We start from the raw sequence: 24,057 nt of genomic DNA, 5'->3' as shown, positions 1-24,057 counted from the left end.
TTCACCACGAAATTTAACATGATATGATAAGTAGTGTCAAGATAAGGAGAGAACGATATGGAATTGAAAGATTGTATTAACTTTTTACTAAGCGCAAGCCAGAATAAGGTTTTTAAATATTTCAGCAAGCTACTAGAAGAATATGAAGTGACTCCAGCTCAATATGGGGTATTGAATTGTTTATGGAGGGAAGGACAACTTTCCCCGAAACAGATTGCAGAAAAGTTATATTTAGAGGCTCCGACAATTTCAGGAATACTCGATAAAATGCAAAAGGCAGGACTCGTCGAGCGTTCGATTGACCCTGATAATCGTAGAAACGTATTGGTTGTACCTACTCAAAAAGCTGAAGAATTGAGAAGTGGAATCGAAGCTGCGACAATCGAACTGAATGAAAAAGTTTTCGACCATTTATCGGATCGAGATGTGGAAATTTTAAAAAAGTCATTAGAAATTATCATACAAACCGATTATTGACTTGCAAAAAGGACATTCTCCCATCAAGAGAGAATGTCCTTCCTATTTTTATCTTACCCATTCATTCCGTAGCAACCCGTAAACGACATGGTCGACATAACGATCATATAGCCATTCCGCATCTCGAATGACCCCTTCTTCTTTAAAGCCAAAGCGTTCAGGGAGAGCCCGACTCTTCAAGTTCTCTGTCGCGACTCGAATCTCAATTTTATTTAGATTAAGATCACAGAATCCATATTCGATGATTGTCTCGAGTGCCTGACTCATGATTCCCTTACCTTGAAAATTTTGTCCGAGCCAGTAACCGATCGTACCACATTTGATACCACGGTCGATTTCGTTGAATCCGATCGTCCCGGCAAGCACGCCTTTATACATCAAAGCGAACGATTTCGGGAATCCACCCGTTTCAATCAATCCTTTGATTCGTCCTTCTATGTTCTGCTTTGAATCCTCTACTGACTCGATATAATCAAGCCACCCCAGCCACTCTCTTAGGTAAGGTTTCGATTCCATCGTCAGTTGAAATAATGCTTCCGCGTCCTCTACATTAAACATTCTCAGTGTTATATCGTCATTTATTTTATAATCAAGCATATGAATCCATCCTTCTCACTCATCAAATGATGTATTTTCGTTTCTATATGTCACGGAAACTTTAATTGGGTTGATGACACCTTCACTTAATTCTTGAAACGTACCAATCAAGCTATCTTGTTCAATGTCTAACTCAAAAATCTCTTTTATGTATGGAGTTTGTCGACTCGCTTCAAAATACCAGCTGAAGTGTTCTGTATAATCCCAGCCATCACTAGACCCAACAATATGTAGTTCTTTCTCATAAAATTGAGGTTGTAGCACCAATTCTTCTCGATTACCGTCTGATAAAATACAGATCGATCCATTCGGCTTAACAGCTTCTTGAAGGTTCATGAATCCATCATTGCGAGCCGAACATTCAATGCCGTAATCATAAAAGCTCTCTTTCACCTCATTCGGGGTATATACACAGCCAGCTCCAAACGTATGAGCCAGTTCTTTTCGATTCGAATCTGGCTCAATCGCATCAATCATCGTCACACCATAATAGGTGCGTAGATAATAGATCGCGAGTAACCCTATCGTTCCCAGACCGGAAACAATGACCGAATCGGTAGAAGATGGTGCTAATTTTCTAACTCCTTTCGCTGCATCGCAAGATAAAATCGCTAACAACGCTGTTTCATAGTCTACTTCAGGTGGAACATAAAACGCTTTTTGTTCAGAGACAATCCCATACGTTTGTTGCCCATAAAAGGCAATTACTCGGTCGCCAACATGGAGTGTTGTGACATTCTCACCCTTATCTACAACCCTTCCATAACTCTCATATCCCACTTTACGAGGATAGATCGGACTTGCATCAGTCAAATCCGTTGCTTCAAATTGGGGAATCTCTGCACCAATGCTAATGGCAGTAGCGATGGTTTCAATCAAAACCTGATCCGCCTCAAGAGTCGGTATTCGTGTTGTAACCCACTCCAACTTCTTTTTACCTACGAGTTTCAAAGCTTGTTGAATCATTTCATCCTCCCACTATGACAATTTCACCCATATGACAAGTTTACAGAATTCATCAAATTTTGTATAATTATTTTTATATCATTTTATGAAGAGGTGAAAATGTGTAAAAACGATTCGTCCAACCCACCTAATTGAATAGATTCGGAGGAGATTTGTGATGAAATCGTTTTACACACTGCTCGTTAGCCAATGGCTCGCAAACATTGGCGATGTCCTATACATCGTCGCGCTCATTGCCTTGCTGTATCAACAAACTGGGTCCGCTCTCATGGCGGCTAGCTTTCCGATTGCCGTGACTGCCGGTATGACGCTCAGCGGACTCTTTTTCGCCCGCATCCTCAGTCGCTGCTCGCTCGGAAAAACGCTCGTCCTGTCACAACTGATGAAGACGATCACCCTTGTACTCGTTCTCTTCACGGATTCGATTCTTGTTCTCGGACTTGTCGTGTTGATTGCATTCCTCGATGGGTTCGCGCGTCCGATCCAAGCGTCATTTATCCCAAGATTGACGACGAATCGTCAACAAGCGAACAGCCTAGTTCAAGGGTCCAATCAGTTCATCCAACTCGCGATGTGGCCAATTGGCACGATGCTCGTCTCTCTCATGTCGAGTGCCTTTGCGTTAATCGTTTCGCTCATTCTTTTCAGCCTCTCCACAATCGTGACGTTTTACTTCAATCAATCGCTTACGGAAGACGTGATGGATGACGAAACGGATGAATCGATTTCCTTACTTGAAAGCCTCACTTATGTAAAGACGTCACCATTCGCACGTCGCGTGACCTGGTTTGTCACGTATGAATCCTTCGTCAGTACACTTTGGATTTCCGCCTTGCTTCTCGTCTATCTCGAGCGACATTTACAAGTTGATACGGGCTGGTGGGGAACGCTTAACGCATCCTTTTTGATCAGCATGATTGCGGTGAGTGCCTACCTTTATCGATCACGATACGCACCCTCGCTATCGTCGACTGCCATCTTATCCATTGTCGCTGCCATTTTGTTCGGCATGACTGCACATCTCGCGTTTGCGATTCTGGCGTTAGTCATTCAAGGGGCAGCCACACAAATGCGGATCATTCAGACAAATACAGTCATTCAAGACCAGATCCCGGCTACACAGCTTCCTTATGTATATAGTGTGCAACAAACAGGATACGCCCTCGCATTCAGTATAGGAAGTTTATTGTTCGGTCTTCTTGCGGACGGCCTACCGATCGATTCGGTTTACCTTTTCGGAGCTCTTTTGACCCTTCCATTGATTTGGATCGGGCGATTGACTGAACAGTCCATGTTAACCGTATCATCTGTATAAGCAGCAGGCGCCTTCTCTAAGAGAGGGCGCCTTATTACTCATATTTTCTTAAATCGAGAAGTATTCATCGTGAATGTAGCTTATACTTAAGTAAAAATAACACAAGGAGTGGATTCTCCATGTTTAAACTTTCACAAGAGCAAGTCTCTGAACTATTAATCATACTGAAGGTGCGTTTTGAGGACCATCCAGAGCGACACGAAAATGTGTCATGGTCTGGCATTTCAACAAAAATTGAGACTGCCGAAGAAAAGCTTCTGTCCTTATTTCGAATGGAACAGACAGGAGGCGAACCCGACGTGATTCGACTCCCTAACGGAGATCTCGCTTTTTGCGACTGCTCAGTCGAGAGTCCGAGCGGTCGACGAAGCCTCTGTTATGACGAACCAGCTCTTGAGGCACGTAAAAAGAATAAGCCCGTCGGAAGCGCGGTCGCCTTATCTGAACAGATGGGCATAACCCTTCTCGACGAAGAAACATACCGACACTTACAAACACTCGGTGCATTCGATTTGAAGACGTCGAGTTGGATTCACACACCGGACACCATTCGTCAAAAAGGTGGCGCCCTGTTCTGCGACCGTCGCTATGATCACACCTTCGTCTATCACAATGGTGCAGACTCTTATTATGCGGCTCGAGGATTTAGAGGAATACTCGTGATTTAAGCAAAGCATTGCGCTTTGCTTCTTTTATGCATGAAAACCTATTAATCAAATTACGGTAATTGAAATATAAATAATTTGTTTCGGTATTTCACTATGGTTCCATCAAAAAACTGCAGACAAATCGTCTGCAGTCCTCATTCATGCGTGTAGTGTCACATTCAACTCTTCCGCTACCGTTTTGAACGCCTCAAGCGCGCGTTCGAGGTCATCTCGCGTATGCTCCGCTGTGACGATGGTCCGGATGCGTGCTTTTCCGCGCTCAACTGTTGGGAAGGCGATACTCTGTGCGAATACGCCGTGCTCCTTCAACTTGTCCGAGAACGTATGCGCGAGCGTCTCTTCACCGAGCATGACCGGTGTGATCGGTGTTGTCGCATGTCCGATATCGAAGCCGAGGTCGCGTAGTCCGTTCTTGAAGAATTCCGTGTTCGCCCATAGTTTGTCGAACAACTCTTCTTCCTCTTTCATGACACGGATTGCCTCACGGTTCGCCGCAACGACTGCCGGTGGATGTGAAGTCGAGAAGAGGAACGGACGACCTTTATGAATCAAGTAATCCCGTACGTCTTGTGAACAGGCGACGTAACCGCCAAGGACTCCAATCGCTTTTGAAAGCGTCCCGACTTGTAACGCGACACGACCGTCCAAACCGAAGTGGTTGACCGTTCCGCGACCGTTCTTCCCGAGAACGCCAGATGCGTGAGCATCATCTACCATGACCGCAGCATCATATTTCTCTGCGAGTTCGACAATCGCCGGAAGTGGTGCGATGTTCCCGTCCATCGAGAACACACCGTCCGTTACGACGAGACGCGTCCGGTAGTCCTGTGTTTCTTTCAACGCCTTCTCCAAGTCTTCAAGGTCGACGTGCTTATAAATGCGTCGCGCTGCTTTCGTAAGACGAATCCCGTCGATAATCGACGCATGGTTGAGTGCGTCACTGATGACGACATCCTCTGGTCCGAGAAGTGCAGACAAGACCCCAAGGTTCGTCGCGAACCCTGATTGGAAGACGAGTGATGCTTCTGTATGCTTGAACTCTGCAAGTTCGCGCTCGAACGCTTCGTGCATCTCGAACGTACCGGCAATCGTCCGAACCGATCCTGTTCCCGCACCGTACTGTTCGACCGCTTCAACTGCCGCTTGTTTTAATCGCGGATGGTTCGCAAGTCCGAGATAGTTGTTTGATGACAACTGGACGAGTGATTTCCCGTCGATTGTCACTTCGTTCCCTTGTGCCGATTCGAGCGGGACGAGCTTACGAAACGTCCCTTGTTCTTTCATCTCATTGATTGCTTCTGTAATATGTTCAAATGCCATGTTGTTTCCCCCTTTATGGTAGTAAGACGACCTTTCCACATTTCCCTGCCCGCATGAGTTCGAATCCTTTTTCAAACTCTTCAAGCTTGAAGACGTGTGTGATGATTGGTTCGACATTCAATTGACCCGTCGCGAGCATCGTCGAGACTTGGCCCCACGTCTCGTACATCTTACGTCCCGTGATACCTTGTACACGGACGCCTTTAAAGACGACATCCCGTGTGAGGTCGATGGCGACCGGACGAGCTGGAAGTGACAAGACGTTAACGTCCCCACCTGCCGTGACCATTTTGAACGCTTGGTCGATGGCGATTGGGTGTCCGCTCATCTCACAGACGACGTCGATTCCATCTCCATCTGTTTCGCGTTCGATCAATTCGAGCGGATTCTCTTCTAAGCTGTTGATGACGACATCCGCTCCCATCTCTTCAGCAAGTTTCAAACGATACGGGTTGACATCAATCGCATAAACGCGACTCGCGCCAGCTGCTTTGGCAACGCCGACTGCCATGAGACCGATTGGTCCACATCCGACGATGGCGACCGATTTGGCGGATACGTCACTCGCTAGCACAGTATGCACCGCGTTTCCGAGCGGTTCTTGAATGGATGCGAGTTTTGCCGGCATCGTTTCCGGGTTCACCCAAAGGTTCTCTTCAGGCATGACGACATATTCTGCGAAACAGCCTTGCGTATCCACACCAATGATTTTTGTGTTTTTACAGATGTGATATTGTCCACGTAAGCATTGTTTACATTGATGACAGACGATATGCGTCTCAGCGGACACTGTCTGTCCGACTTTGATGCGCTTCGTCCCTTCCCCGAGTGCCACGACTTCTCCCGAAAACTCATGACCGAATACGTACGGTGGTTTAACGCGGCTCTGTGACCACTCATCCCACTCATAGATGTGGACATCGGTCCCGCAAATCGATGTCGCTTTGACTTGAATGAGTACCTCTCCAGGTCCCGGTGTCGGAACGGGTACTTCGACTAGCTTTGCCCCAAACCCGGCCGTGTGTTTTTGAATCGCTTTCATTACTGGTGTCGTTGTTTCCGTCTCTGTGGTTGACACGAGTTGTTCCATTGAAAACGTCCCCCTCTTGTCTCTTATGATCGAACGATACGTTCTTTATCATCTTGTCATAAAATGACGAAACTGAGAAGATGCATCATGATTTTTTTATGACATTCTTCTGATGTCTAGTCTTAATATGTTCCACTCAGTTGATGGGAGGTGTCTCCAATCAGCATTTCTTTAAATCCTTGCGTTGAAAACTCAATAATCGATAAGCTCGTTCCTTCGATTTCGTCATCGAACCACAATTCGGACAGATTGACTTGTCGCACTTCCCTCAATATTGCCTGAATCACCATTCCGTGTGTCACAATCAGAACATTGCCGTGTTCGTTCGACTGAATGATTTGATGAATCACTTTCGAAATACGACTCGTAAAAGCTATCAGTTCTTCCCCTTGATTCGATTGAGGATCATATTGACTTGGATTTGACCAAAAAGTTTCGAATACATCCATTCGTTCGATTTCATGCTCAGCCTTCCCTTCCCAATCACCAAATGAGATTTCATTCAAGTCATCTAAGATATGTACAGGTGTATCTAAAGATACGTTCATCGCTTCTAACGTTTGAACGGCTCGACCACTTGGGCTCACATAAACAGACTCGAATTTAATCGTTCGAAGTCGGTTACCTAACTTTTCCGCATTCAGTACCCCCTCACTCGTTAACTGCGAATTCTGTCGCCCTTGTAGACGTCCTTCTTTATTCCACTCTGTCTGCCCATGTCTGACAATATATAACTGCAACACCTTAATCACTCCTTTGACTTCGTCATAAAAAGAGGAGCCATCCGCGCCGATGGCTCCTCTTCACAAGAATAGGACCTATGTCCCGACCGCTCACCGTGGCTCGATGATGAGCTTGATGGCAGTGCGTTCCTCTCCGTCAATCATAATATCGGTAAAGGCTGGAATGCAAATCAAATCGAGACCGCTTGGCGCGACGAAGCCTCTGGCAATCGCGACGGCTTTGATGGACTGATTCAGTGCACCTGCCCCAATCGCCTGTATCTCACACGTTCCTTTTTCACGTAGCACACCCGCTAAAGCACCCGCAACGGAGTTAGGGTTCGATTTTGCCGAAACTTTGAGTACGTCCATTCTTGTTTCCCCCTCGGGTAGGTTGTTCAATCAAACCAGACGGTCTGATCATCTAGGTGTATTCGTTCGATTTTTGTCGCTCGTTTCGTCTGATCATCGATTGTAATGAAAACTCCATTAAGTTGTTCCCGTCCCTCGGCAACTTCAAACCGAACTGGGAGTTGTGTCATAAATTTTTTTAAAACGACCGACGCATCCATTCCGAGCACCCCGTCAAGCGGGCCGGTCATCCCAACGTCTGTAATATAGGCCGTTCCGTTCGGCAGAACACGCTCATCTGCCGTCTGTACGTGTGTGTGCGTCCCGACGACGACTTGGGCACGCCCGTCAAGATGATAACCCATCGCAATCTTCTCACTTGTCGCCTCAGCGTGAACATCAACGAAGATCGCATCGACCTCGTCTCGCACTTCTTCGATGAGACGATCGACAGTACGGAACGGGCAGTCGAGAGATGGTAAGAACACATTACCCATGACGTTGATCACGGCAAGTTTCTTCCCATTCTGCTTCAATTTCATCACTCCGACTCCAGGAGTTCCGTCAGGATAGTTGGCCGGGCGGACGATTCGGTCGGCATCGTCAATCCAATCAAAGATGTCGCGATTATCCCACGTATGGTTCCCCATCGTCACTCCATGAAAGCCGAGCTCTAAAAACTGTTGATAAATCTTTTTCGTGATGCCGCGCCCATTGGCCGCGTTCTCCCCGTTCACGAGCATGAACGTCGGATTGTATTTGTCTTTCAATCGTCCAATCTGATTGCTTAAAATATCTCGACCTGGTTTACCGACCACATCACCGATAAATAAAATTTTCATATAAAATCCTCCCTCAAACAGAAAAAGCGGAGAAATTCTCCGCTTTGTTTACTTCGCATAATCGACGGAACGTGTTTCACGAATGACCGTCACTTTAATTTGTCCAGGATAGTCAAGCTCATCCTCGATTCGTTTACAAATATCGCGTGCCATCTTACCAGCGACGACATCGTCGACGACATCTGGGCGAACGATAATACGGACTTCGCGTCCTGCTTGAATCGCATACGATTTCTCGACACCTTCAAACGACTCACAAATCGACTCGAGTCGCTCGAGACGGCGAATGTAGCTTTCAAGTGTCTCTTGACGGGCCCCTGGGCGAGCCGCTGACAATGCGTCAGCCGCTGCAACAAGTACCGCAATCGTTGATGTCGCTTCGACGTCCCCGTGATGGGAAGCAATCGAATTGATGACGACCGGATGCTCTTTGTACTTCGTCGCGAGCTCTACACCGATCTCGACGTGACTGCCTTCGACTTCGTGGTCAATCGCTTTCCCGATATCGTGTAAGAGTCCAGCCCGCTTCGCGAGCGTGACGTCCTCACCGAGTTCCGCTGCCATCATCCCGGCAAGGTGTGCCACCTCGACCGAGTGAGACAAGACGTTCTGACCGTAACTCGTACGATAGCGCATGCGACCGAGCGTCTTGACGAGGTCTGGATGAAGTCCGTGAATACCGGCTTCGAAAGTAGCCTCTTCCCCGTATTCACGAATGCGTTCGTCCACTTCACGACGAGACTTCTCAACCATCTCTTCAATTCGAGCCGGGTGAATCCGACCGTCTTGAACGAGTTTTTCAAGCGTCATTTTGGCGATTTCACGGCGAACCGGGTCGAAACCTGACAAAATGACAGCTTCTGGCGTGTCATCAATGATGAGGTCAATCCCAGTCAACGTCTCAAGCGTACGGATGTTACGTCCTTCACGCCCGATGATGCGACCTTTCATCTCATCACTCGGTAAGTTGACAACGGATACCGTCGTCTCCGCGACATGTTCAGCAGCGTATCGTTGCATCGTGAGAGATAAGAGGTGTTTCGCTTTTTTATCCGCTTCTTGTTTTGCTTTTTGCTCGATTTCTTTTTGAAGGAGAGCAGCATCGTGAAGCGCTTCCTGCTTCGCTTCGTCCATGATGATGGTACGTGCTTCATCTTTCGAGAGGGATGCCACGCGTACAAGTTCTTGGCGTGCCTCTTCGTATAGTTCCTCCACTTTGCTTTCGAGCATTTCTGCTTCACGCTTGCGTTTTTCGAGCCCGCGCTCCTGTTCATCCAGCGAATCTTCTTTCCGCTCGAGCATGTCTGCTTTGCGGTCGAGAAGCTCTTCTTTTTGAACGAGGCGATTCTCTTTCACTTTCTGGTCTTCGCGACGTTCACGTAATTCTTGTTCCGTCTCATTACGAAGTTGAATCATCTCTTCTTTTACTTCAAGCCGTGCTTCTTTTTGCATCGCTTCCGATTGTTGTTTTGCTTGCTCTACAATCTTGGTCGCTTCCGTCTCGGCACCTTGAATCTTCGCTTCGGCGATCGATTTACGCACAAAAAAACCTGCAACAAAAGCTATCGGCAAAAGGAGGATCAGAATAAGCATATATTGCCATTCCATCATGTTCACCTCCCTTTCGCAAGGTTATTTTATTTTTTTAATAAGTGAGTAACGCAGGCAAGCCCGCGCATAACTTTATTGTACTTATTTAAGCAGGAGAATGCAATGCACGGACAGGATAGAACTACCAATTGCCTAAAAAATTATACTAAAAAAATCTCACTCGAATGATTTCGAGTGAGACCGTGTACTTATTCGTCATCAAGAAGCGAGAGAACTTCGTCGTCTTCCCCTTCAACTGTGACCGTTTTTTCGCCGTTCAAGCCGTAGTGGTCACGAATTTGTCGTTCCACCTCAGCAGCGATTGCTGGATTTTCTTTCATGTATTGCTTCGCGTTTTCACGACCTTGACCGAGACGTTCCTCATTGAACGAGTACCAAGCACCGCTCTTTTGCACGATATCGAGGTCTGCACCGATGTCGATGAGCTCCCCTTCACGTGAGATCCCTTCACCGTACATGATGTCGACTTCCGCCGTCTTGAACGGTGGTGCGATCTTGTTTTTTACAATCTTGATCTTCGTACGGTTCCCGACCATGTCTTGACCTTGCTTGAGTGTCTCCGCACGACGTACTTCGAGACGTACTGAAGAGTAGAACTTCAAGGCACGACCACCAGGTGTTGTTTCTGGGTTACCGAACATAATCCCAATTTTCTCACGGATTTGGTTGATGAAGATGACAATCGTTTTCGACTTGTTCGTTGCACCAGACAATTTACGAAGAGCCTGTGACATCAAACGAGCTTGAAGACCGACGTGCGAGTCTCCCATTTCCCCTTCGATTTCGGCTTTCGGTACGAGTGCCGCAACCGAGTCGACAACGAGGATATCAACTGCTCCCGAACGAACGAGCGCTTCAGCGATCTCTAGCGCTTGTTCCCCTGTATCTGGTTGAGAGAGTAACAACTCATCAATGTTGACGCCAAGATTTTTCGCATACTTTGGATCGAGTGCGTGCTCAGCATCGACGAATGCAGCTTGACCACCACGCTTTTGAACTTCTGCAATCGCATGAAGGGCAACAGTCGTCTTACCTGAAGATTCTGGTCCGTACACTTCAATGACACGACCGCGTGGATATCCGCCTGCTCCAAGTGCGACGTCGAGGGCAATAGACCCAGAAGGGATGACCGATACTTGCTGGTCTGTATTTTCACCAAGGCGCATAATCGAGCCTTTACCGAATTGTTTCTCAATTTGGCGTAATGCCATTTCTAACGCTTGTTTACGATCACTCATAGATAAATGAGCCTCCTTTAATTGATACTTTCATTATACGTGAACAAATAGCGATACACAAGTTTTTTACGAACATTTATTCGCCTTTTTTCATTCGTTGAATCAGTGCCCATAACCCATCTTTCGCAGCTCGCATACGGATGACGTTACGTTCTTGATGCGGATACATCCGTTCGATGACCTCGATTCCTCTCGGCGTCTTCACGCCGATATATACCGTACCGACAGGACGTCCCGAGCTCGAGGTTGGTCCGGCTTCACCTGTAAAGGAGAGTGCGTAGTCCGCATTTGTTTGATCGGCTAATCCATCTACCATCTCATAAGCAACTTCTTTTGAGACGACTGAGTGCTGTTCAATTGTATCAAGAGCAACCCCCAAATACCTATTTTTTAGCTCATCTGAATAGGTAACGACACCACCTAAAAAGACAGCCGATGCTCCCGGGGTCGATGTAATCATCGACTGAACTTCTCCACCGGTCAACGATTCGGCGATTGCGAGTGTTTGATGATGACGTGTCAATGATTGCACGAGGTATGAGGCAATCGTCTCATCATCCGATCCGAAATAATAAGAACCGACGCGACTTAAAATTTCAGCTTTCATTTCCTGGATCATCGCTCTTGCAACCGTCTCATTAATCGCACGAGCACTGATTCGCAGTCTCGCCTCTCCCGTTTCGGCATATGGTGCAACGGTCGGATTCGATCCGTTCAATAAGTCTTTGACGGCATCATCGAGTGCAGATTCTCCAATCTCATAAAATCGTAGCGATTCCGAGACGAGCGTCGCGCCTGAAAACTTTTTTGGAAACGTCACATCGACGAGCGCTCGCATTTCACGAGGCACACCTGGTAGGAGCATCCACGTCGTCTCCCCTTCAATCCACATCCCAGGAGCGAGACCGACCGGATTTTGTAAAACATCAGCACCAGCCAAGACATCCGCCTGACGAGCGTCCCCTTCATTCATCTCACGGTTACGTGAACGAAGGAATTGTTGAATCGTATGAAATGCTTCTTCATCTCGTACAATCGGGCGCTCAAGCAAATCTGAAAGGACCGTCTTCGTGACATCATCTGCCGTCGGCCCGAGCCCACCTGTGACGATTACGAGGTCTGAACGACGACGCGCCATCTCAAACGTCTCACGCATCCGTTCCGCGTTATCGCCGACAACTTGATGATACAGGACGGAGACACCGTATTTCGATAGTTGTTCCGATATGTAACTCGCATTTGTATTGACGATTTCCCCTAAGAGCAACTCGCTTCCTACCGCAATGATTTCGGCTCGTTTCATCTTATTTCCTCCTCGACTTCAAAAAAAAGACGAGCTAGATCAACCAACTCGTCTCTGTCGACTTACATCGACTTCACAATAATCTTGTAGTTTTGTGCGAAATACTCGGCTCCGGAGTAAATCGTTAGTGCGAGTGCCAACCACATCGCCCATTCCCCGAACGGGATACCGACATAGCTGAAAATCGGATTACCGAATAGTAAGAAAATGATGGCGAACAATTGCACCCATGTTTTTGCTTTACCCGACTTACCTGCCGCAACGACAATCCCTTCGTCGGCAGCGACTAGTCGTAGACCTGTGACCGCAAACTCACGAGAAAGAATCACGACAACCACCCATGCGGCAACGAGGTCCATCTCGACGAGCAACACGAGTGCCGCTGTAACGAGTAACTTGTCCGCAAGCGGGTCCATAAATTTCCCGAAGTTCGTGACCAAATTGTGTTTTCGCGCCAAGTGACCGTCCAACCAGTCTGTAATGGCCGCGATGGTAAAGATGACACCAGCGATAAATTGGTGAAGTGGGATATCAGCACCTAAAAAGGCGATGTTTCCCCAATCAAAATCAACAGCGAGTAAGACGACGAATACGGGGATCAAGACCACGCGTAGCATCGTCAATCGGTTAGGTAGGTTCATGTAGAACGCCTCCTCTTAGAAGGAGAGTCGACTTATTCTGCGTCGACTCTCTTTACGAAAATATTTTGTGTGACCGGAGACTCTTGAAGCTCGAGCTCGCGACCGTTGACGACGATTTTCTCAACACCTGCGATCAGTCCGATTCGGATACGTAGCGTATCCGTTTCAGCGTCTTCAATGACAATCGGGTTCTGTTTCGATTGGTTCGGATACTCAGGAGCAAGGAACGGACCTTCTAGTGAAGTATCACGAACACCGACATATGAGGCTGGTGATTCTTTCACATAAATCTCGGTCGACAGCTTATCACTCGTCGCTATCTCATAAGTGATGTCCGCACCGTTCGATTCTGTTACCGCAATCGGACCAGACTCTACTGGCGGTTCTTCTTCAGCCGGCTCTTCTGAAGCCGGTTCCTCCTCGGCTGGTTCATCCGCCGGGACGTCTTCATTCTGGTCGACTGTGACACCAGAACTCGGCGGCTCGGCCGGACTCGCTTCTTGTCCGCCGAAGTCGATACTTCTCACCGCAAAATAAACTGCTGTAATGAGCAAGAATACCGTGAGGGCAAGCAGTACTTTCGGAACCCATCTCGACACCCGACTTGTCGACTCTGACGCTTTTGAATACGTCTTTTTCCGAGAAAGTTGAACGGAGGGTTGTGCTTCGATTTTTGGTAGGTCTTTAGCGTATGTCTCATATAGTTCATCCACATCGAGACCGAGTGACTCCGCATACGTTTTAATGAACGCCCGTGCATAGAAAGAGCCAGGGAGATTTTTGTAATCACCTTCCTCGATCGCGATGATATAGCGCTTTTGAATCTTCGTCGTCTGCTGGATTTGGTCGAGCGTTAATCCGCTCTCCTCACGCTTTTGTTTCAAAAAAGTCCCTAGTTCTGTCACAGGGGTCCACACCTTCCATTCACATAATTATTCAAACCATTCTGACTCACGATGTGTTTCTTGTGGGATGATGATTGTCTCATCCGGATTGTTTCTCAATTCAATAATATAATCAAAGTCTTCGTACACGCAATCGGTGTTTCGGACGTAAAGGTCTGGGTGTTCAATGACTTTTACGGCAGGCAACCGCATGACCTCACGGATCAGTTGACGATGTCGCTCATCCATCGTACGCGTAGAGACAGCTCCATCGATTATGTATACATGATCGCCTTCACGCTCTTCTTCAAATAAAGAGGTCCGGACGGTCTGTTTCATCAGTGTCGATGACAAGAATAGCCACCGTTTGTTCGCACACACACTTGCTGCGACAATTGACTCTGTCTTGCCGACACGCGGGTTTCCCCGTACGCCAATCAACAGATGACGCTCTTCTTTCATCAGCTCTGCGACAAAATCTACGAGAATCCCTAAGTCTTCTCGGACGAAACGGAACGTTTTCTTATCATCACTGTCATGGTCGATGTATCTCCCGTGTCGAATCGCAATTCGGTCCCGTAACTTCGGGCGACGCAACTTGATCACGGCGATGGCTTCCATTCGTTTTAAAATATGCTCGAGTCGATGGACGTGATCAGCTGCAGGAGCTTTGAGCAACATGCCTCGACGCTGGAGGTCGACGCCGTTAATGGTGACGATGGAGATTTGAAGCATCCCCATGAGAGATGCGATGTCTCCAAGGATACCCGGTCGATTTTGACACAATTCATACTCGAGATACCACTCTTCGAATTTATGTTCCATCCCCAACCATCCTTTCGAGCGAGTTTGCTACCTAGCCTATTTTAAATTATTTTAGAAGAATTGAAAAGAACTGGTTTCTGCATCATGCCGAGATCATTGCCAACCGCCATCAATGCGCAACACGGTGCCAGTCATATATGAAGCATCCGATGAACATAAAAAACGAATCGTCTTCGCCACGTCCTCAGTGGAACCGAGACGTCCAAGAGGAATGTCGTCCATCACGGTTTGTTTCGACTCTTCTACCGTATCATTCATTGGCGTATCAATCCACCCTGGCGTCACGGCATTGATCCGAACATGGAACGGTCCCGCTTCACGCGCGAACGCTTTAACGAACCCGATTTGAGCCGCCTTGACCGTAGAGTAAAATACTTCAGCCGCTGCTCCGACTTCGCCCCAAACACTCGAGACAATGACGATATCGAGTGGATGGTCATACGGTTTACAGGCTACGGTGGCTTGAATCAATCGAACCATGGCGCGTACATGCACCTCATAGAGATGGTCCAGCTCATCAATCGATTGGTCGACGACGAGACCATGTACCGCGTGGCCTGCTACATAAATGATTCGATCAACGGTATCAATCGACTTTATCCATTTCTCTACTGCTTCACGGTCGGATAAGTCACAAGTGACGAGTTCCGCCTGTAACCTTTCCGACTCAATCATGCGACTGATCGTTACATGACCTTGATTCGCATGCAGGAGAAGATGGTCTTCACGAAAAGCGAGCGAGACGGCACGTCCAATGGCACCGCTCGCTCCAACAATCAACGTCTTCATGGCTTTTTGACGACACATACCGTACGTTGTTCGCGGCGGAACAAACTCTCGTATGATTCGTAAAGTTCATCTAATGTAATCGCATCAATCAAATTCGGAATATCGAACAAGTTTCCATCATTGAGGGCATAGCGTGAGAACTGGTTCGCAATAAACTCTGGTGAATTCAACGCTTTTAAAAATTGCCCTTGCATCATCCGCTTCTTACGATCGAGCGTTTCTTGATTGAGCTCGAGTGGACGTTCTAATGCACTCGTGACACGCTCGACAAAAGCATCGACTTGAGACGTTTCCATCGACAAGGCGGCAAAAGCGAATGATTCTTCTGACGTATAGTCAAATGAGAACGCATCATCAATCAAACCTTCCGCATACAGTTCCGTGTAGAGCGGGGCTGTCGTGTCGAAGAGTGCATGCATGAGGAGTTCCACCGTCAACTCTTGTTTGAGGCCGGCTTCCCCTGCTTGCGGGACATCTTTATAGCCAATCATCACTTTCGGGACCGAGACGTCCATCTCAATGACGCGCTCTGATAGACGAACCGTGACCGGTTCATCTATCGTCTCACGAGCACTCAACGGTGGTGCGTCAAATGATTTTGCGGCCTGATTGCTTTGAATCAGCTCGAGCATCTCATCTGGCTCGATGTTCCCGACTACGAACAACGCCATGTTGCTCGGGTGATAGAACGCCCGATGACACGTATACAAATCTTCTGCGGTGATTTTTGAAATCGATTCGATTGTACCGGCGATATCGATTTTGACTGGATGTGTCACATACATCGCTTCAATCAATCCGAAATAAAGACGCCATCCCGGATTGTCTTGATACATTTGAATCTCCTGACCGATAATGCCTTTCTCTTTCTCGACCGATTCTTTCGTGAAGTATGGTTCCTGAACGAAATTGAGTAGTGTTTGAACATTCTCCGGGACGTTCGATGTCGCGCCGAACAAGTAGGCCGTCCTCGTGAATGAGGTGAAGGCGTTCGCCGATGCTCCTTGGCGGCCGAACTGCTGGAAGACGTCGCCATCTTCTTTCTCGAACATTTTATGCTCTAAGAAGTGAGCAATGCCGTCTGGTACCTCTATCCAATCCTCTAATTTGAAGCGACGATCAATTGAACCGTATTTCGTCGTGAACGTCGCGAACGTTTTTTCATATCCAGTCTTCTTCAATAAATATACGGAGAGGCCGTTATCAAGAACGTAGTGATGTAATGTCTCTCCAACGTTTGGGAAATCTAGTTTCATGCTTCTCCTCCTTTCAAGCAATAGACAGCTTCGAGCGTGATCTCATTCGCAAGCGCGATGACGTGGTCGCGTGTCGTATTTTCGATGATCGCAACCTCTTCGTCGAGCGAAAACGGCCGTATGTCTGCGCCACTCATCCACCCGATCAACTGGCGTGGACTATCTCCGAGCTGACGACGTTGGTGGAATAACAGTTCTTTCGTCTGTTGCAACGTCTCGTCCTCAAACTCACCCGCCTGAAGAGCTTTCAATTGTTCTTCGATGATTTGCTCGGTCTTCTGCTGATTCGATGCATCGATTCCTGCATAGACGAATAACTTTCGACTGAGTGAGCTATACTGCGAAGCAGCATAATACGCCAAACTCTCTTTTTCACGGACGTTCATGAACAGCTTCGAATGCGGGAAGCCACCGAACAATCCATTCACGACTTGCATACGAATCGCATCTTCTGTGCGAGGGCCGACATCAAGCGCATAGGCGAGATGAAGTTTACTTTGTTTGATGTTTTGATGTTCTTCTAAACGCTTGAATTCTCCCCGACTTGGTTCAGGTAAACGTCGCGGTTGACGCGTCCCGAGCGATTCGAGCGGGTTGAATGCCTGTTCGACCTGTGCACGGTCGACATCGCCAACGACATAAATGTCGACACGGTCGTTTTGAATCATCGATTGATAGGCATCGAAAAGCGATTTCGGTGTTACGTGGTCGAGCTGTTCGAGCGTTCCGAGTGAAGGGATGGCGAGTTCGCCTCCGAGCATCTCTTGAAGACGTTGCTGGGCGAAGCGCATCTTGTCATCATAGACAGATTCGATTCGCTGGCGCTGCAATCGACGTTCTTGCTCCACAATGAGCGGTTGGAACGCGCCGTCATAGACGTTCGGACGCAACAGTACTTCTTCGAGCAATTGAATCGCCTGACTAAGAACGTCTTCTCCAACGAGATGGTCATTGACGACTTCGAGCTGGAATTGAATGACATGCTCTTTGCCAATTTTTGATGCACCTGCGTAAAGGTTTGTATCGTACAAGTCTTCTAGCGGTGTGTGAAATAATTCAATGGATGGATATGCTTCCGTCGATTTTTCCATGATGAATGGAAGTAGTGCTCGGTCTGCCACCGTGTCTTCAGACAGCGGAGCCGCAAACGAGACGAGGCACGTCGTCGTTTTAAATTTTTTGGTCGGATAGACCGAATAGTGCAATTGATGTTGGAACTGTTCGATTCCTTTCATCAGCCGATCACTCCTTTTTTCGTTTTGGTTGAAACACGGCAGCGCCGCGTGCATATTCTTGGTCTGGTACGCCAGCGACAACATTCGCATAACGTGCGACCGTAAACAAATAGTCACTCAATCGGTTGAAATATGGGAGCTGTCGGTCAGCGACACCGAGTGCTGTCAAATCCCGTTCGACACGACGGCAAACGGAACGTGCCATATGTAAGCTCGCCGACTCCACGCTTCCTCCTGGTAAGATGAACCGAACGAGTTCCGGACAAGACTTCTCCCAATCGTCCATCCATCGCTCAAGTTCCGTCACAATCGACAAGTCGACTGTTTTTGGAGGCGAATCCGTATACATCAGCTCTGACCCGAGGTCGAACAGGTCGTGTTGAATCTTCGTCAACTGTTCGCGGAGCGACGTGTCGGTCTGATGCGCAATCGCCAATCCGATGTGACTGTTCAATTCATCGAGAAGTCCCATCGCTTCGATTTGAGGATGATGTTTGTCGACACGGCTCCCAATCAAAGACGTTTCACCCGTGTCACCCGTGCGTGTATATCGTTTCATTCGGCTCCCCCTCAAAATGCCACAAATGGTGACTCAGACGAGTCACCATTATGTATTGTGTGGTTGTTCAAATGGTAAGTAAATCTCAAACGTCGTTCCGACACCAAGTGTACTCGATACGCTGACCGTCCCATGATGGGCATCGACCACGTTCTTCACGATGGCGAGACCAATCCCCGTACCCGTCTTCGACCCACTCGTTCGCGCCTTGTCGGCTTTATAAAATCGCTCGAACACGAACGGTAAGTCTTCTTTCGGGATACCGTGACCCGTGTCGGTCAATCGAATCTGTAATCCGTCAGTTCCTTCAGTCGCCTTGATTCGAATTTCTCCGGAATCGGTATGGGCAATCGCGTTACCGATCAAGTTCGTGAACACTTGCTCGAGTCGGTCTCCGTCTGCCTCAATCAGTCGATGTGGTACATCCGTCTGTAATCGAATCTCTTTCTCAGCTGCCATTTGATTGAATTTCCGCATGACACGTGGAAGGAAGTCACCGATATCGAACGAAGTGAAGTGCATCGTTTCTTTACCCGATTCAATGCGAGCTAAATCAAGCAAGTCGTTGACGAGACGGGCAAGTCGAAGTGATTCATCATAAATGATCGATGCAAACTCTTTCGTCGCCTCGTCACTCTCTGTCATCCCATCGATAATCGCCTCTGAATAACCTTGTAGCGTCACGAGCGGTGTCCGAAGTTCATGACTAATATTTGCAACGAAGTCGGTCCGCATCTTATCGAGACGATGACTTTCAGATGTGTCACGAATGACAACGACGGCTCCCTCAAAATCGTCTTCTCCGATGAGCGGCGTGACCGTCAACGTATAATAACGGTCATCTTGTTTCACTTCAATCGTCTTCTCTGCCGTCCCTTCCATCACTTCTTCATAGAGTGACAGAACAACTTCATGTGGCTGGCCGTCTTGAAGTAATGGACTAGCCTGCGGATTCGTGACGATCACGTTGGCATGACGATCGAGCGTGATGACGCCGTCCGCCATCGATCGAAGGATGGAGGCAAGTTGCAGCCGTTCTCGGTCTAACGCATCGACATATTTCGCCAGTTGACTACTCATTGCGTTGAAGGAAGCGGCGAGTTCTCCGATTTCGTCTCGTGTCTTCGTCTCAAGACGCAAGTCAAATTGACCTTCCCCCGTCTTATTGACCGCATCTCGCATCGCTCGAAGCGGTGCCGTGATTCGTGTCGATAAGAAGAAGGCAAATACAGTCGTCACGATGATGGCCGAAGCGACCGTCCAAAGAATGATTGTTCGAGCACCGGCATTCGCACTCGAGATCGCATCGAGCGGTTCGAATAAGTAGAGCGTATATTGACCGGTCGATAATGAGAACGTCGTCCGGTAAGCAAGTGCGGCTTGATCATCAAATGAAGAGAAATTGCCAATGGCCGTCTCACCGACCGCCTGATAGGATTCCCAATCTTGACGTTCCAATTCGACCATCAGCCCGTCCACTTCATTTCCAAAGTTCGATCGTACAGTACCGTTTTCTAATATATAGTTCGCACCATATACTTCGATGATTTGATCGATCGTCTGGGACGTATCACCTTCATTCAACAATACCGACTGAACCTGTCCCCCCAGTTTTGCGAGATGACCACGCTCTTGGTCGATGTGAAAAGAATTGAAAAATTCAAGCATCAATACCGAGACGATGAATAAGATGACACTGACCAAAACGAGAATCGTCAGCCACAGTTTCGTGACGATGCTGTTTCGACGAATCATCATTCACTCGCAGCTTCGAACTTGTACCCGACACCCCATACGGTCGTGATCATATGAGCCGCATCCGGTGAGACACGGTTCAATTTCTCACGAAGACGTTTCACATGCGTATCGACGGTCCGAAGGTCTCCGAAAAATTCATAGTTCCATACTTCTTTCAACAACTGTTCACGTGAAAAGACTTTATCAACTTGCTTCGCAAGGAAGAACAGTAGTTCATATTCTTTCGGTGTGAGAGCAATCTCTTCCCCATCGACCGTGACACGGTGAGCATCATTGTCGATCGTCAAATGTGGGAATACGATCAAATCTTTCGATTTCTCACTCGTCTGCATGAACTTAGTCGAGCCAGAACGACGAAGGAGCGCCTTGACGCGAAGGACGACTTCACGAGGACTGAACGGTTTGACGATATAATCGTCTGCTCCGACTTCAAATCCTTGGACACGATCAATTTCTTCACCTTTCGCCGTGAGCATGATGACCGGTGTCGCTTTCGTTTTCCGAAGTTCTGTACACACTTCGACACCATCCATCTTCGGCATCATCAAATCGAGCAGGATGACGTCATATTCATTCTCAAGAGCAAGGGCAAGCGCCTCTTCTCCATTGACTGCTTCTTCAATCACATATTGTTCGCGTTCTAAGTACATTTTCAAAAGTCGGCGAATTCTCTCTTCATCGTCGACTACTAAAATCTTCGTTTTCTCAGCCATACTTGAAACCCTCCTAAGACCCATTACGAGTTGTAGCGAATGTTGCACAATTGTGAACATTCCACTCCCTGCCATAACTATACCACTCTATTATTTCGCTTCACAACGATGATTTGATGGACCAAATGAAAAAGAAGTCACAATTGTGACTTCTTTCGCTTTATGCATATGAATGAAGACCGGCGATGACCAAGTTTACAAAGACGAGGTTAAACATGATAATCCCAAATCCTCCGACACAAAGCCAAGCTGCTTTCGTTCCGGTCCAGCCACGCTGAATCCGCATATGCAAGTAGTAAATATACGTGAGCATCGTAATCAATGCCCATACTTCTTTCGGATCCCAACCCCAGAAACGGTTCCAGGCAATCTGAGCCCAGATCATCGCAAAAATCAAACCACCAAGGATGAAGACCGGTAATCCGATCGCGATCGAGCGATAGCTGATCTCGTCAGCAAGGTCAAGGTCGACTTTTTTCGCAAGTGGTTGAAGCGCTTCAGCGACACGTTTACGCAAAATGACGAAGCGGAGCAACACATAAATCACAATTCCGCCAATGACGGACCAAATGAGCGTGTTCAACTTGAGCGTATTGATCCAGTTCGGAAGTTCAAGTGATAAGCCGCTTGCGCCCGACAACAGTTGCGCCCCTTCTGGTACGAATAGGATTGGCATGAAGTATTCATACGTCTCGGCCTGGCCACGGTCATTCGTAAATTCGACGACACCACCAGCACCGATTCCTTTAAAGAGCATCGACACGATGATAAACCCGAGCGTACACATAAGTACGAACATCGTCACTTCAAGCCAAGTCCGTGATTTAGACTGTTCTTTCATCGAGGTCTCATTCAATAAGAAAATGAGACCTGACGCAAAGCTGATTGCCAAAATTCCTTGTCCGAGCGCTGCCGTCGTAACGTGAATTTTTAACCATACACTGTTAAGTGCAGGAATGAGCGGTGCGACTTCACTCGAGAACATCGAGGCGAATGCGATGACGAGTAACGCCACCGGCATCGCGAACAATCCGAGTACATCATTTTTATAAATCCCGTATACGACAAGAAACCCGAGCACCATCATCATGCCGAAGAACGTCGTATATTCATATAAGTTTGATACCGGCGCATAGCCGACACCTGCCCAACGCATAAAGAAATATGTCATTTGGGCGACAAATCCGATAATCGCCAAGATGAAGGCATACTTCCCATAGGCGACACGGTTAACGTTCCGATCCTTACGCATACCACTAACGGCAATTGTAAAGAGAACCGTCGAGATTGCGTATAGGAAGAACGCGATAAACAGCATACGGCTGCTCCATTCAATCCATTCCATCAAGATTCCCCTCTTTCATCTGTTGACTCGTTTTCCGGCTTCGAAGTGAATCTCGCCTGGTCTTCCCACATCGGTAAACCGGTCTGTTCTAGTAACGGCGAAACCTCTCGTCGGAGCGAGGACGGGTTTTTATTCGTAAATCCTGCGACGAGCACCTCATCTTCGTGACGACGAATCCAGACGCGTCGATGCGGCCAATACATCCCCATCACAATACCAATCATGAAGATTGTCGCACCGACAATCAGAATCGGATACGTGGAGTCACTCTTCACACGTAGACCGCTCGTACTTGCCATCTCTGTACCAGCGAATTGCACCTCATAGCGGTTCTCCTCATCGGCGACGTTGAGACGAATACCGATCAAGTTTGACTCTGTTTCACCTTCTGGTGATTCGACATTGAAGAAGAAGGCAGGATTCAGGGCACGTGGTGATTTCGTGTTCGGTTGTCCGTCCTTCACTTCGAAATCAGGATACAAGTCTTTCAAAGTGACTGTGACGCCATTCAAGTCATACGATTTTTCTGGATTCTCGAGGTCGACCTTGAACGGTCCATACTCGTCACCTGTCTGTTTATCGGCGAGCATGAACGACATCGACAAGAACTCCGGACGACTTGAGTATTGCTCTTGATACACTTCATATTTTTCGAACTTAAACGGGTGGTTGACTTTCGTCGAACCGACATCGACTTGTTCGAGTTGCGGCGATCCGTCCTCGTTCGTTCCCGTTTTCTTAAATAATGTCAGTTCCGTCTCATAATTTTTCGGTACGGCTCCTGCTTTTTCAATGGCAGCTGCGAATTTCGCATCTTCCTCGTTATTTTCCGGGTCATACATCTCCAGAATAAACTGGTCATTCCGTAAGTAGTACTCTCCATCAGTCGCCTCTAACGAAACGGTATCTCCTTCTCGCACCCATTCAAGCGTATCCGTATGGAATGCCGGGAATACACGGAGCATCGCCCCGAGGAAAAAGATGACGAGACCAACGTGGTTCACGTATGGACCCCAACGACCGAAACGGTGTTTTTCCGCCAATAAGGCATCTCCATCCCGTTTGACATTGTAGCGTTTTTTCTTGAGCGAAGCTTCCATCTCATCAATTTGTGCTTCCGTCCCTTCGCCTTGTCCGAAGAGTCGTTGTCCTTTCATAAAGCGTTCTGTCCGTCTAACCGGTTGATTCTTGAGCGCTTTATAGAGAGGAACTCCACGGTCAATCGATACGACGATGAGTGAGAGTGTCAACATGACGATGAGACCGATATACCACCACGATGTGTATAGGTTATGGAATCCAAGTGCATAATAAATTGAACCTGGCGTCCCGTACTCCTCCAAATAATATTGTTCTGGAGGCAACTGTTGTGGGATATACATTTCTTGCGGGAAGATCGTCCCGATTGCTGAACCGACAATAATCAGCGCAATCAACCACAATCCCACTTTGACCGATGCGAAGAAGTTCCACACCCGGTCAATGACCGATTTTGGACGACGCTTCGACCGTAAATCAGCGCCTTCATATTTCATATCTAGCATCTGTGCGT

At 47.7% G+C, this 24,057-nt stretch carries 24 protein-coding genes; 3 read left to right on the top strand and 21 right to left on the bottom strand.

Annotated features, from left to right (window positions below; translation table 11 throughout):
- The first annotated feature begins 57 nt into the window (after window positions 1-57).
- A complete protein-coding gene (locus KNO85_RS05790) occupies window positions 58-477 on the top strand; it encodes a MarR family winged helix-turn-helix transcriptional regulator (protein WP_214787710.1) in 420 nt (139 codons plus the stop codon).
- Between the two features lie 48 nt (window positions 478-525).
- Here the strand turns inward: KNO85_RS05790 and KNO85_RS05785 are convergent, their stop codons facing one another.
- Window positions 526-1,074, bottom strand: coding sequence for a GNAT family N-acetyltransferase (locus KNO85_RS05785; protein WP_214787707.1), 549 nt, complete (start codon window positions 1,072-1,074; stop codon window positions 526-528).
- Between the two features lie 15 nt (window positions 1,075-1,089).
- A complete protein-coding gene (locus KNO85_RS05780) occupies window positions 1,090-2,040 on the bottom strand; it encodes an alcohol dehydrogenase catalytic domain-containing protein (protein WP_214787704.1) in 951 nt (316 codons plus the stop codon).
- A gap of 157 nt (window positions 2,041-2,197) precedes the next feature.
- Between KNO85_RS05780 and KNO85_RS05775 the strand changes: the two genes are divergently transcribed.
- Window positions 2,198-3,355, top strand: coding sequence for an MFS transporter (locus KNO85_RS05775; protein WP_214787701.1), 1,158 nt, complete (start codon window positions 2,198-2,200; stop codon window positions 3,353-3,355).
- Between the two features lie 119 nt (window positions 3,356-3,474).
- Window positions 3,475-4,023, top strand: coding sequence for a DUF4256 domain-containing protein (locus KNO85_RS05770; RefSeq protein WP_214787698.1), 549 nt, complete (start codon window positions 3,475-3,477; stop codon window positions 4,021-4,023).
- 138 nt (window positions 4,024-4,161) lie between these two features.
- Here KNO85_RS05770 and KNO85_RS05765 read toward each other — a convergent pair whose 3' ends face one another.
- The 19 genes from KNO85_RS05765 to resB form a co-directional block, all read right to left on the bottom strand.
- Window positions 4,162-5,343 carry a glycine C-acetyltransferase gene (locus tag KNO85_RS05765; RefSeq protein WP_214787695.1) on the bottom strand — a complete coding sequence of 394 codons (1,182 nt, stop codon included), beginning with the start codon at window positions 5,341-5,343 and terminating at the stop codon, window positions 4,162-4,164.
- Between the two features lie 13 nt (window positions 5,344-5,356).
- A complete protein-coding gene (gene tdh, locus KNO85_RS05760; protein ID WP_214787693.1) occupies window positions 5,357-6,433 on the bottom strand; it encodes an L-threonine 3-dehydrogenase in 1,077 nt (358 codons plus the stop codon).
- A gap of 122 nt (window positions 6,434-6,555) precedes the next feature.
- Complete coding sequence (locus tag KNO85_RS05755; protein WP_214787690.1) at window positions 6,556-7,176, bottom strand: histidine phosphatase family protein; 621 nt, start codon at window positions 7,174-7,176, stop codon at window positions 6,556-6,558.
- 90 nt (window positions 7,177-7,266) lie between these two features.
- Window positions 7,267-7,527, bottom strand: coding sequence for a stage V sporulation protein S (locus KNO85_RS05750; RefSeq protein ID WP_012726477.1), 261 nt, complete (start codon window positions 7,525-7,527; stop codon window positions 7,267-7,269).
- 26 nt (window positions 7,528-7,553) lie between these two features.
- Window positions 7,554-8,348, bottom strand: a complete 795-nt coding sequence (locus KNO85_RS05745; protein ID WP_214787687.1) for a TIGR00282 family metallophosphoesterase — start codon at window positions 8,346-8,348, stop codon at window positions 7,554-7,556.
- 48 nt (window positions 8,349-8,396) lie between these two features.
- Window positions 8,397-9,956 carry a ribonuclease Y gene (gene rny, locus KNO85_RS05740; protein WP_198930002.1) on the bottom strand — a complete coding sequence of 520 codons (1,560 nt, stop codon included), beginning with the start codon at window positions 9,954-9,956 and terminating at the stop codon, window positions 8,397-8,399.
- A gap of 191 nt (window positions 9,957-10,147) precedes the next feature.
- Window positions 10,148-11,197, bottom strand: coding sequence for a recombinase RecA (gene recA, locus KNO85_RS05735; RefSeq protein ID WP_074033216.1), 1,050 nt, complete (start codon window positions 11,195-11,197; stop codon window positions 10,148-10,150).
- A gap of 76 nt (window positions 11,198-11,273) precedes the next feature.
- Window positions 11,274-12,500: a competence/damage-inducible protein A gene (locus KNO85_RS05730; RefSeq protein ID WP_214787684.1), complete on the bottom strand. Its 1,227-nt coding sequence runs from the start codon at window positions 12,498-12,500 to the stop codon at window positions 11,274-11,276.
- Window positions 12,501-12,562: 62 nt separating this feature from the next.
- The gene (pgsA, locus tag KNO85_RS05725; protein WP_214787682.1) at window positions 12,563-13,141 is read right to left on the bottom strand and encodes a CDP-diacylglycerol--glycerol-3-phosphate 3-phosphatidyltransferase; all 579 of its coding nucleotides are present in this window, start codon (window positions 13,139-13,141) and stop codon (window positions 12,563-12,565) included.
- Between the two features lie 32 nt (window positions 13,142-13,173).
- Complete coding sequence (locus KNO85_RS05720; RefSeq protein ID WP_214787679.1) at window positions 13,174-14,046, bottom strand: helix-turn-helix domain-containing protein; 873 nt, start codon at window positions 14,044-14,046, stop codon at window positions 13,174-13,176.
- A gap of 27 nt (window positions 14,047-14,073) precedes the next feature.
- Window positions 14,074-14,850: a YmfK family protein gene (locus KNO85_RS05715; RefSeq protein WP_012726484.1), complete on the bottom strand. Its 777-nt coding sequence runs from the start codon at window positions 14,848-14,850 to the stop codon at window positions 14,074-14,076.
- Between the two features lie 93 nt (window positions 14,851-14,943).
- On the bottom strand, window positions 14,944-15,639 hold the full coding sequence (gene ymfI, locus KNO85_RS05710) for an elongation factor P 5-aminopentanone reductase (protein WP_214787676.1): 696 nt from the start codon (window positions 15,637-15,639) through the stop codon (window positions 14,944-14,946).
- A complete protein-coding gene (yfmH, locus tag KNO85_RS05705) occupies window positions 15,636-16,895 on the bottom strand; it encodes an EF-P 5-aminopentanol modification-associated protein YfmH (RefSeq protein WP_214787674.1) in 1,260 nt (419 codons plus the stop codon). Before yfmH ends, ymfI begins: the two co-directional genes overlap by 4 nt.
- Complete coding sequence (yfmF, locus tag KNO85_RS05700; protein WP_214787671.1) at window positions 16,892-18,130, bottom strand: EF-P 5-aminopentanol modification-associated protein YfmF; 1,239 nt, start codon at window positions 18,128-18,130, stop codon at window positions 16,892-16,894. Before yfmF ends, yfmH begins: the two co-directional genes overlap by 4 nt.
- A 7-nt stretch (window positions 18,131-18,137) precedes the next feature.
- Window positions 18,138-18,689, bottom strand: coding sequence for a cob(I)yrinic acid a,c-diamide adenosyltransferase (locus KNO85_RS05695; protein ID WP_214787668.1), 552 nt, complete (start codon window positions 18,687-18,689; stop codon window positions 18,138-18,140).
- A gap of 48 nt (window positions 18,690-18,737) precedes the next feature.
- Window positions 18,738-20,444, bottom strand: coding sequence for a sensor histidine kinase (locus tag KNO85_RS05690; RefSeq protein WP_251130582.1), 1,707 nt, complete (start codon window positions 20,442-20,444; stop codon window positions 18,738-18,740).
- Entirely contained in the window at window positions 20,444-21,160 is a 717-nt protein-coding gene (locus KNO85_RS05685) for a response regulator transcription factor (RefSeq protein WP_026825821.1), read from the bottom strand. The genes KNO85_RS05690 and KNO85_RS05685 overlap by 1 nt, the downstream gene beginning before the upstream one ends.
- A gap of 160 nt (window positions 21,161-21,320) precedes the next feature.
- The gene (gene ccsB / locus KNO85_RS05680; protein ID WP_214787662.1) at window positions 21,321-22,505 is read right to left on the bottom strand and encodes a c-type cytochrome biogenesis protein CcsB; all 1,185 of its coding nucleotides are present in this window, start codon (window positions 22,503-22,505) and stop codon (window positions 21,321-21,323) included.
- Window positions 22,505-24,049, bottom strand: coding sequence for a cytochrome c biogenesis protein ResB (gene resB, locus KNO85_RS05675; protein ID WP_214787659.1), 1,545 nt, complete (start codon window positions 24,047-24,049; stop codon window positions 22,505-22,507). Before resB ends, ccsB begins: the two co-directional genes overlap by 1 nt.
- Window positions 24,050-24,057 lie beyond the last annotated feature (8 nt).

Source organism: Exiguobacterium sp. s124 (assembly GCF_018617485.1).
In the GTDB taxonomy this organism is placed as follows: Bacteria; Bacillota; Bacilli; order Exiguobacteriales; family Exiguobacteriaceae; genus Exiguobacterium; species Exiguobacterium aestuarii.
The sequence above is the reverse complement of the archived record's forward strand: the minus strand, read 5'-3'. Positions and strand labels throughout refer to the sequence as shown.

What these genes read in the sequence shown, in the direction of transcription:
- KNO85_RS05790 (WP_214787710.1), top strand. Translation starts at nt 58, where the DNA reads ATGGAATTGAAAGATTGTATTAACTTTTTACTAAGCGCAAGCCAGAAT.
- KNO85_RS05785 (WP_214787707.1), bottom strand. Translation starts at nt 1,074, where the DNA reads ATGCTTGATTATAAAATAAATGACGATATAACACTGAGAATGTTTAAT.
- KNO85_RS05780 (WP_214787704.1), bottom strand. Translation starts at nt 2,040, where the DNA reads ATGATTCAACAAGCTTTGAAACTCGTAGGTAAAAAGAAGTTGGAGTGG.
- KNO85_RS05775 (WP_214787701.1), top strand. Translation starts at nt 2,198, where the DNA reads ATGAAATCGTTTTACACACTGCTCGTTAGCCAATGGCTCGCAAACATT.
- KNO85_RS05770 (WP_214787698.1), top strand. Translation starts at nt 3,475, where the DNA reads ATGTTTAAACTTTCACAAGAGCAAGTCTCTGAACTATTAATCATACTG.
- KNO85_RS05765 (WP_214787695.1), bottom strand. Translation starts at nt 5,343, where the DNA reads ATGGCATTTGAACATATTACAGAAGCAATCAATGAGATGAAAGAACAA.
- tdh (WP_214787693.1), bottom strand. Translation starts at nt 6,433, where the DNA reads ATGGAACAACTCGTGTCAACCACAGAGACGGAAACAACGACACCAGTA.
- KNO85_RS05750 (WP_012726477.1), bottom strand. Translation starts at nt 7,527, where the DNA reads ATGGACGTACTCAAAGTTTCGGCAAAATCGAACCCTAACTCCGTTGCG.
- KNO85_RS05745 (WP_214787687.1), bottom strand. Translation starts at nt 8,348, where the DNA reads ATGAAAATTTTATTTATCGGTGATGTGGTCGGTAAACCAGGTCGAGAT.
- rny (WP_198930002.1), bottom strand. Translation starts at nt 9,956, where the DNA reads ATGGAATGGCAATATATGCTTATTCTGATCCTCCTTTTGCCGATAGCT.
- recA (WP_074033216.1), bottom strand. Translation starts at nt 11,197, where the DNA reads ATGAGTGATCGTAAACAAGCGTTAGAAATGGCATTACGCCAAATTGAG.
- KNO85_RS05730 (WP_214787684.1), bottom strand. Translation starts at nt 12,500, where the DNA reads ATGAAACGAGCCGAAATCATTGCGGTAGGAAGCGAGTTGCTCTTAGGG.
- pgsA (WP_214787682.1), bottom strand. Translation starts at nt 13,141, where the DNA reads ATGAACCTACCTAACCGATTGACGATGCTACGCGTGGTCTTGATCCCC.
- KNO85_RS05715 (WP_012726484.1), bottom strand. Translation starts at nt 14,850, where the DNA reads ATGGAACATAAATTCGAAGAGTGGTATCTCGAGTATGAATTGTGTCAA.
- ymfI (WP_214787676.1), bottom strand. Translation starts at nt 15,639, where the DNA reads ATGAAGACGTTGATTGTTGGAGCGAGCGGTGCCATTGGACGTGCCGTC.
- yfmH (WP_214787674.1), bottom strand. Translation starts at nt 16,895, where the DNA reads ATGAAACTAGATTTCCCAAACGTTGGAGAGACATTACATCACTACGTT.
- yfmF (WP_214787671.1), bottom strand. Translation starts at nt 18,130, where the DNA reads ATGAAAGGAATCGAACAGTTCCAACATCAATTGCACTATTCGGTCTAT.
- KNO85_RS05695 (WP_214787668.1), bottom strand. Translation starts at nt 18,689, where the DNA reads ATGAAACGATATACACGCACGGGTGACACGGGTGAAACGTCTTTGATT.
- KNO85_RS05690 (WP_251130582.1), bottom strand. Translation starts at nt 20,444, where the DNA reads ATGATTCGTCGAAACAGCATCGTCACGAAACTGTGGCTGACGATTCTC.
- KNO85_RS05685 (WP_026825821.1), bottom strand. Translation starts at nt 21,160, where the DNA reads ATGGCTGAGAAAACGAAGATTTTAGTAGTCGACGATGAAGAGAGAATT.
- ccsB (WP_214787662.1), bottom strand. Translation starts at nt 22,505, where the DNA reads ATGGAATGGATTGAATGGAGCAGCCGTATGCTGTTTATCGCGTTCTTC.
- resB (WP_214787659.1), bottom strand. Translation starts at nt 24,049, where the DNA reads ATGCTAGATATGAAATATGAAGGCGCTGATTTACGGTCGAAGCGTCGT.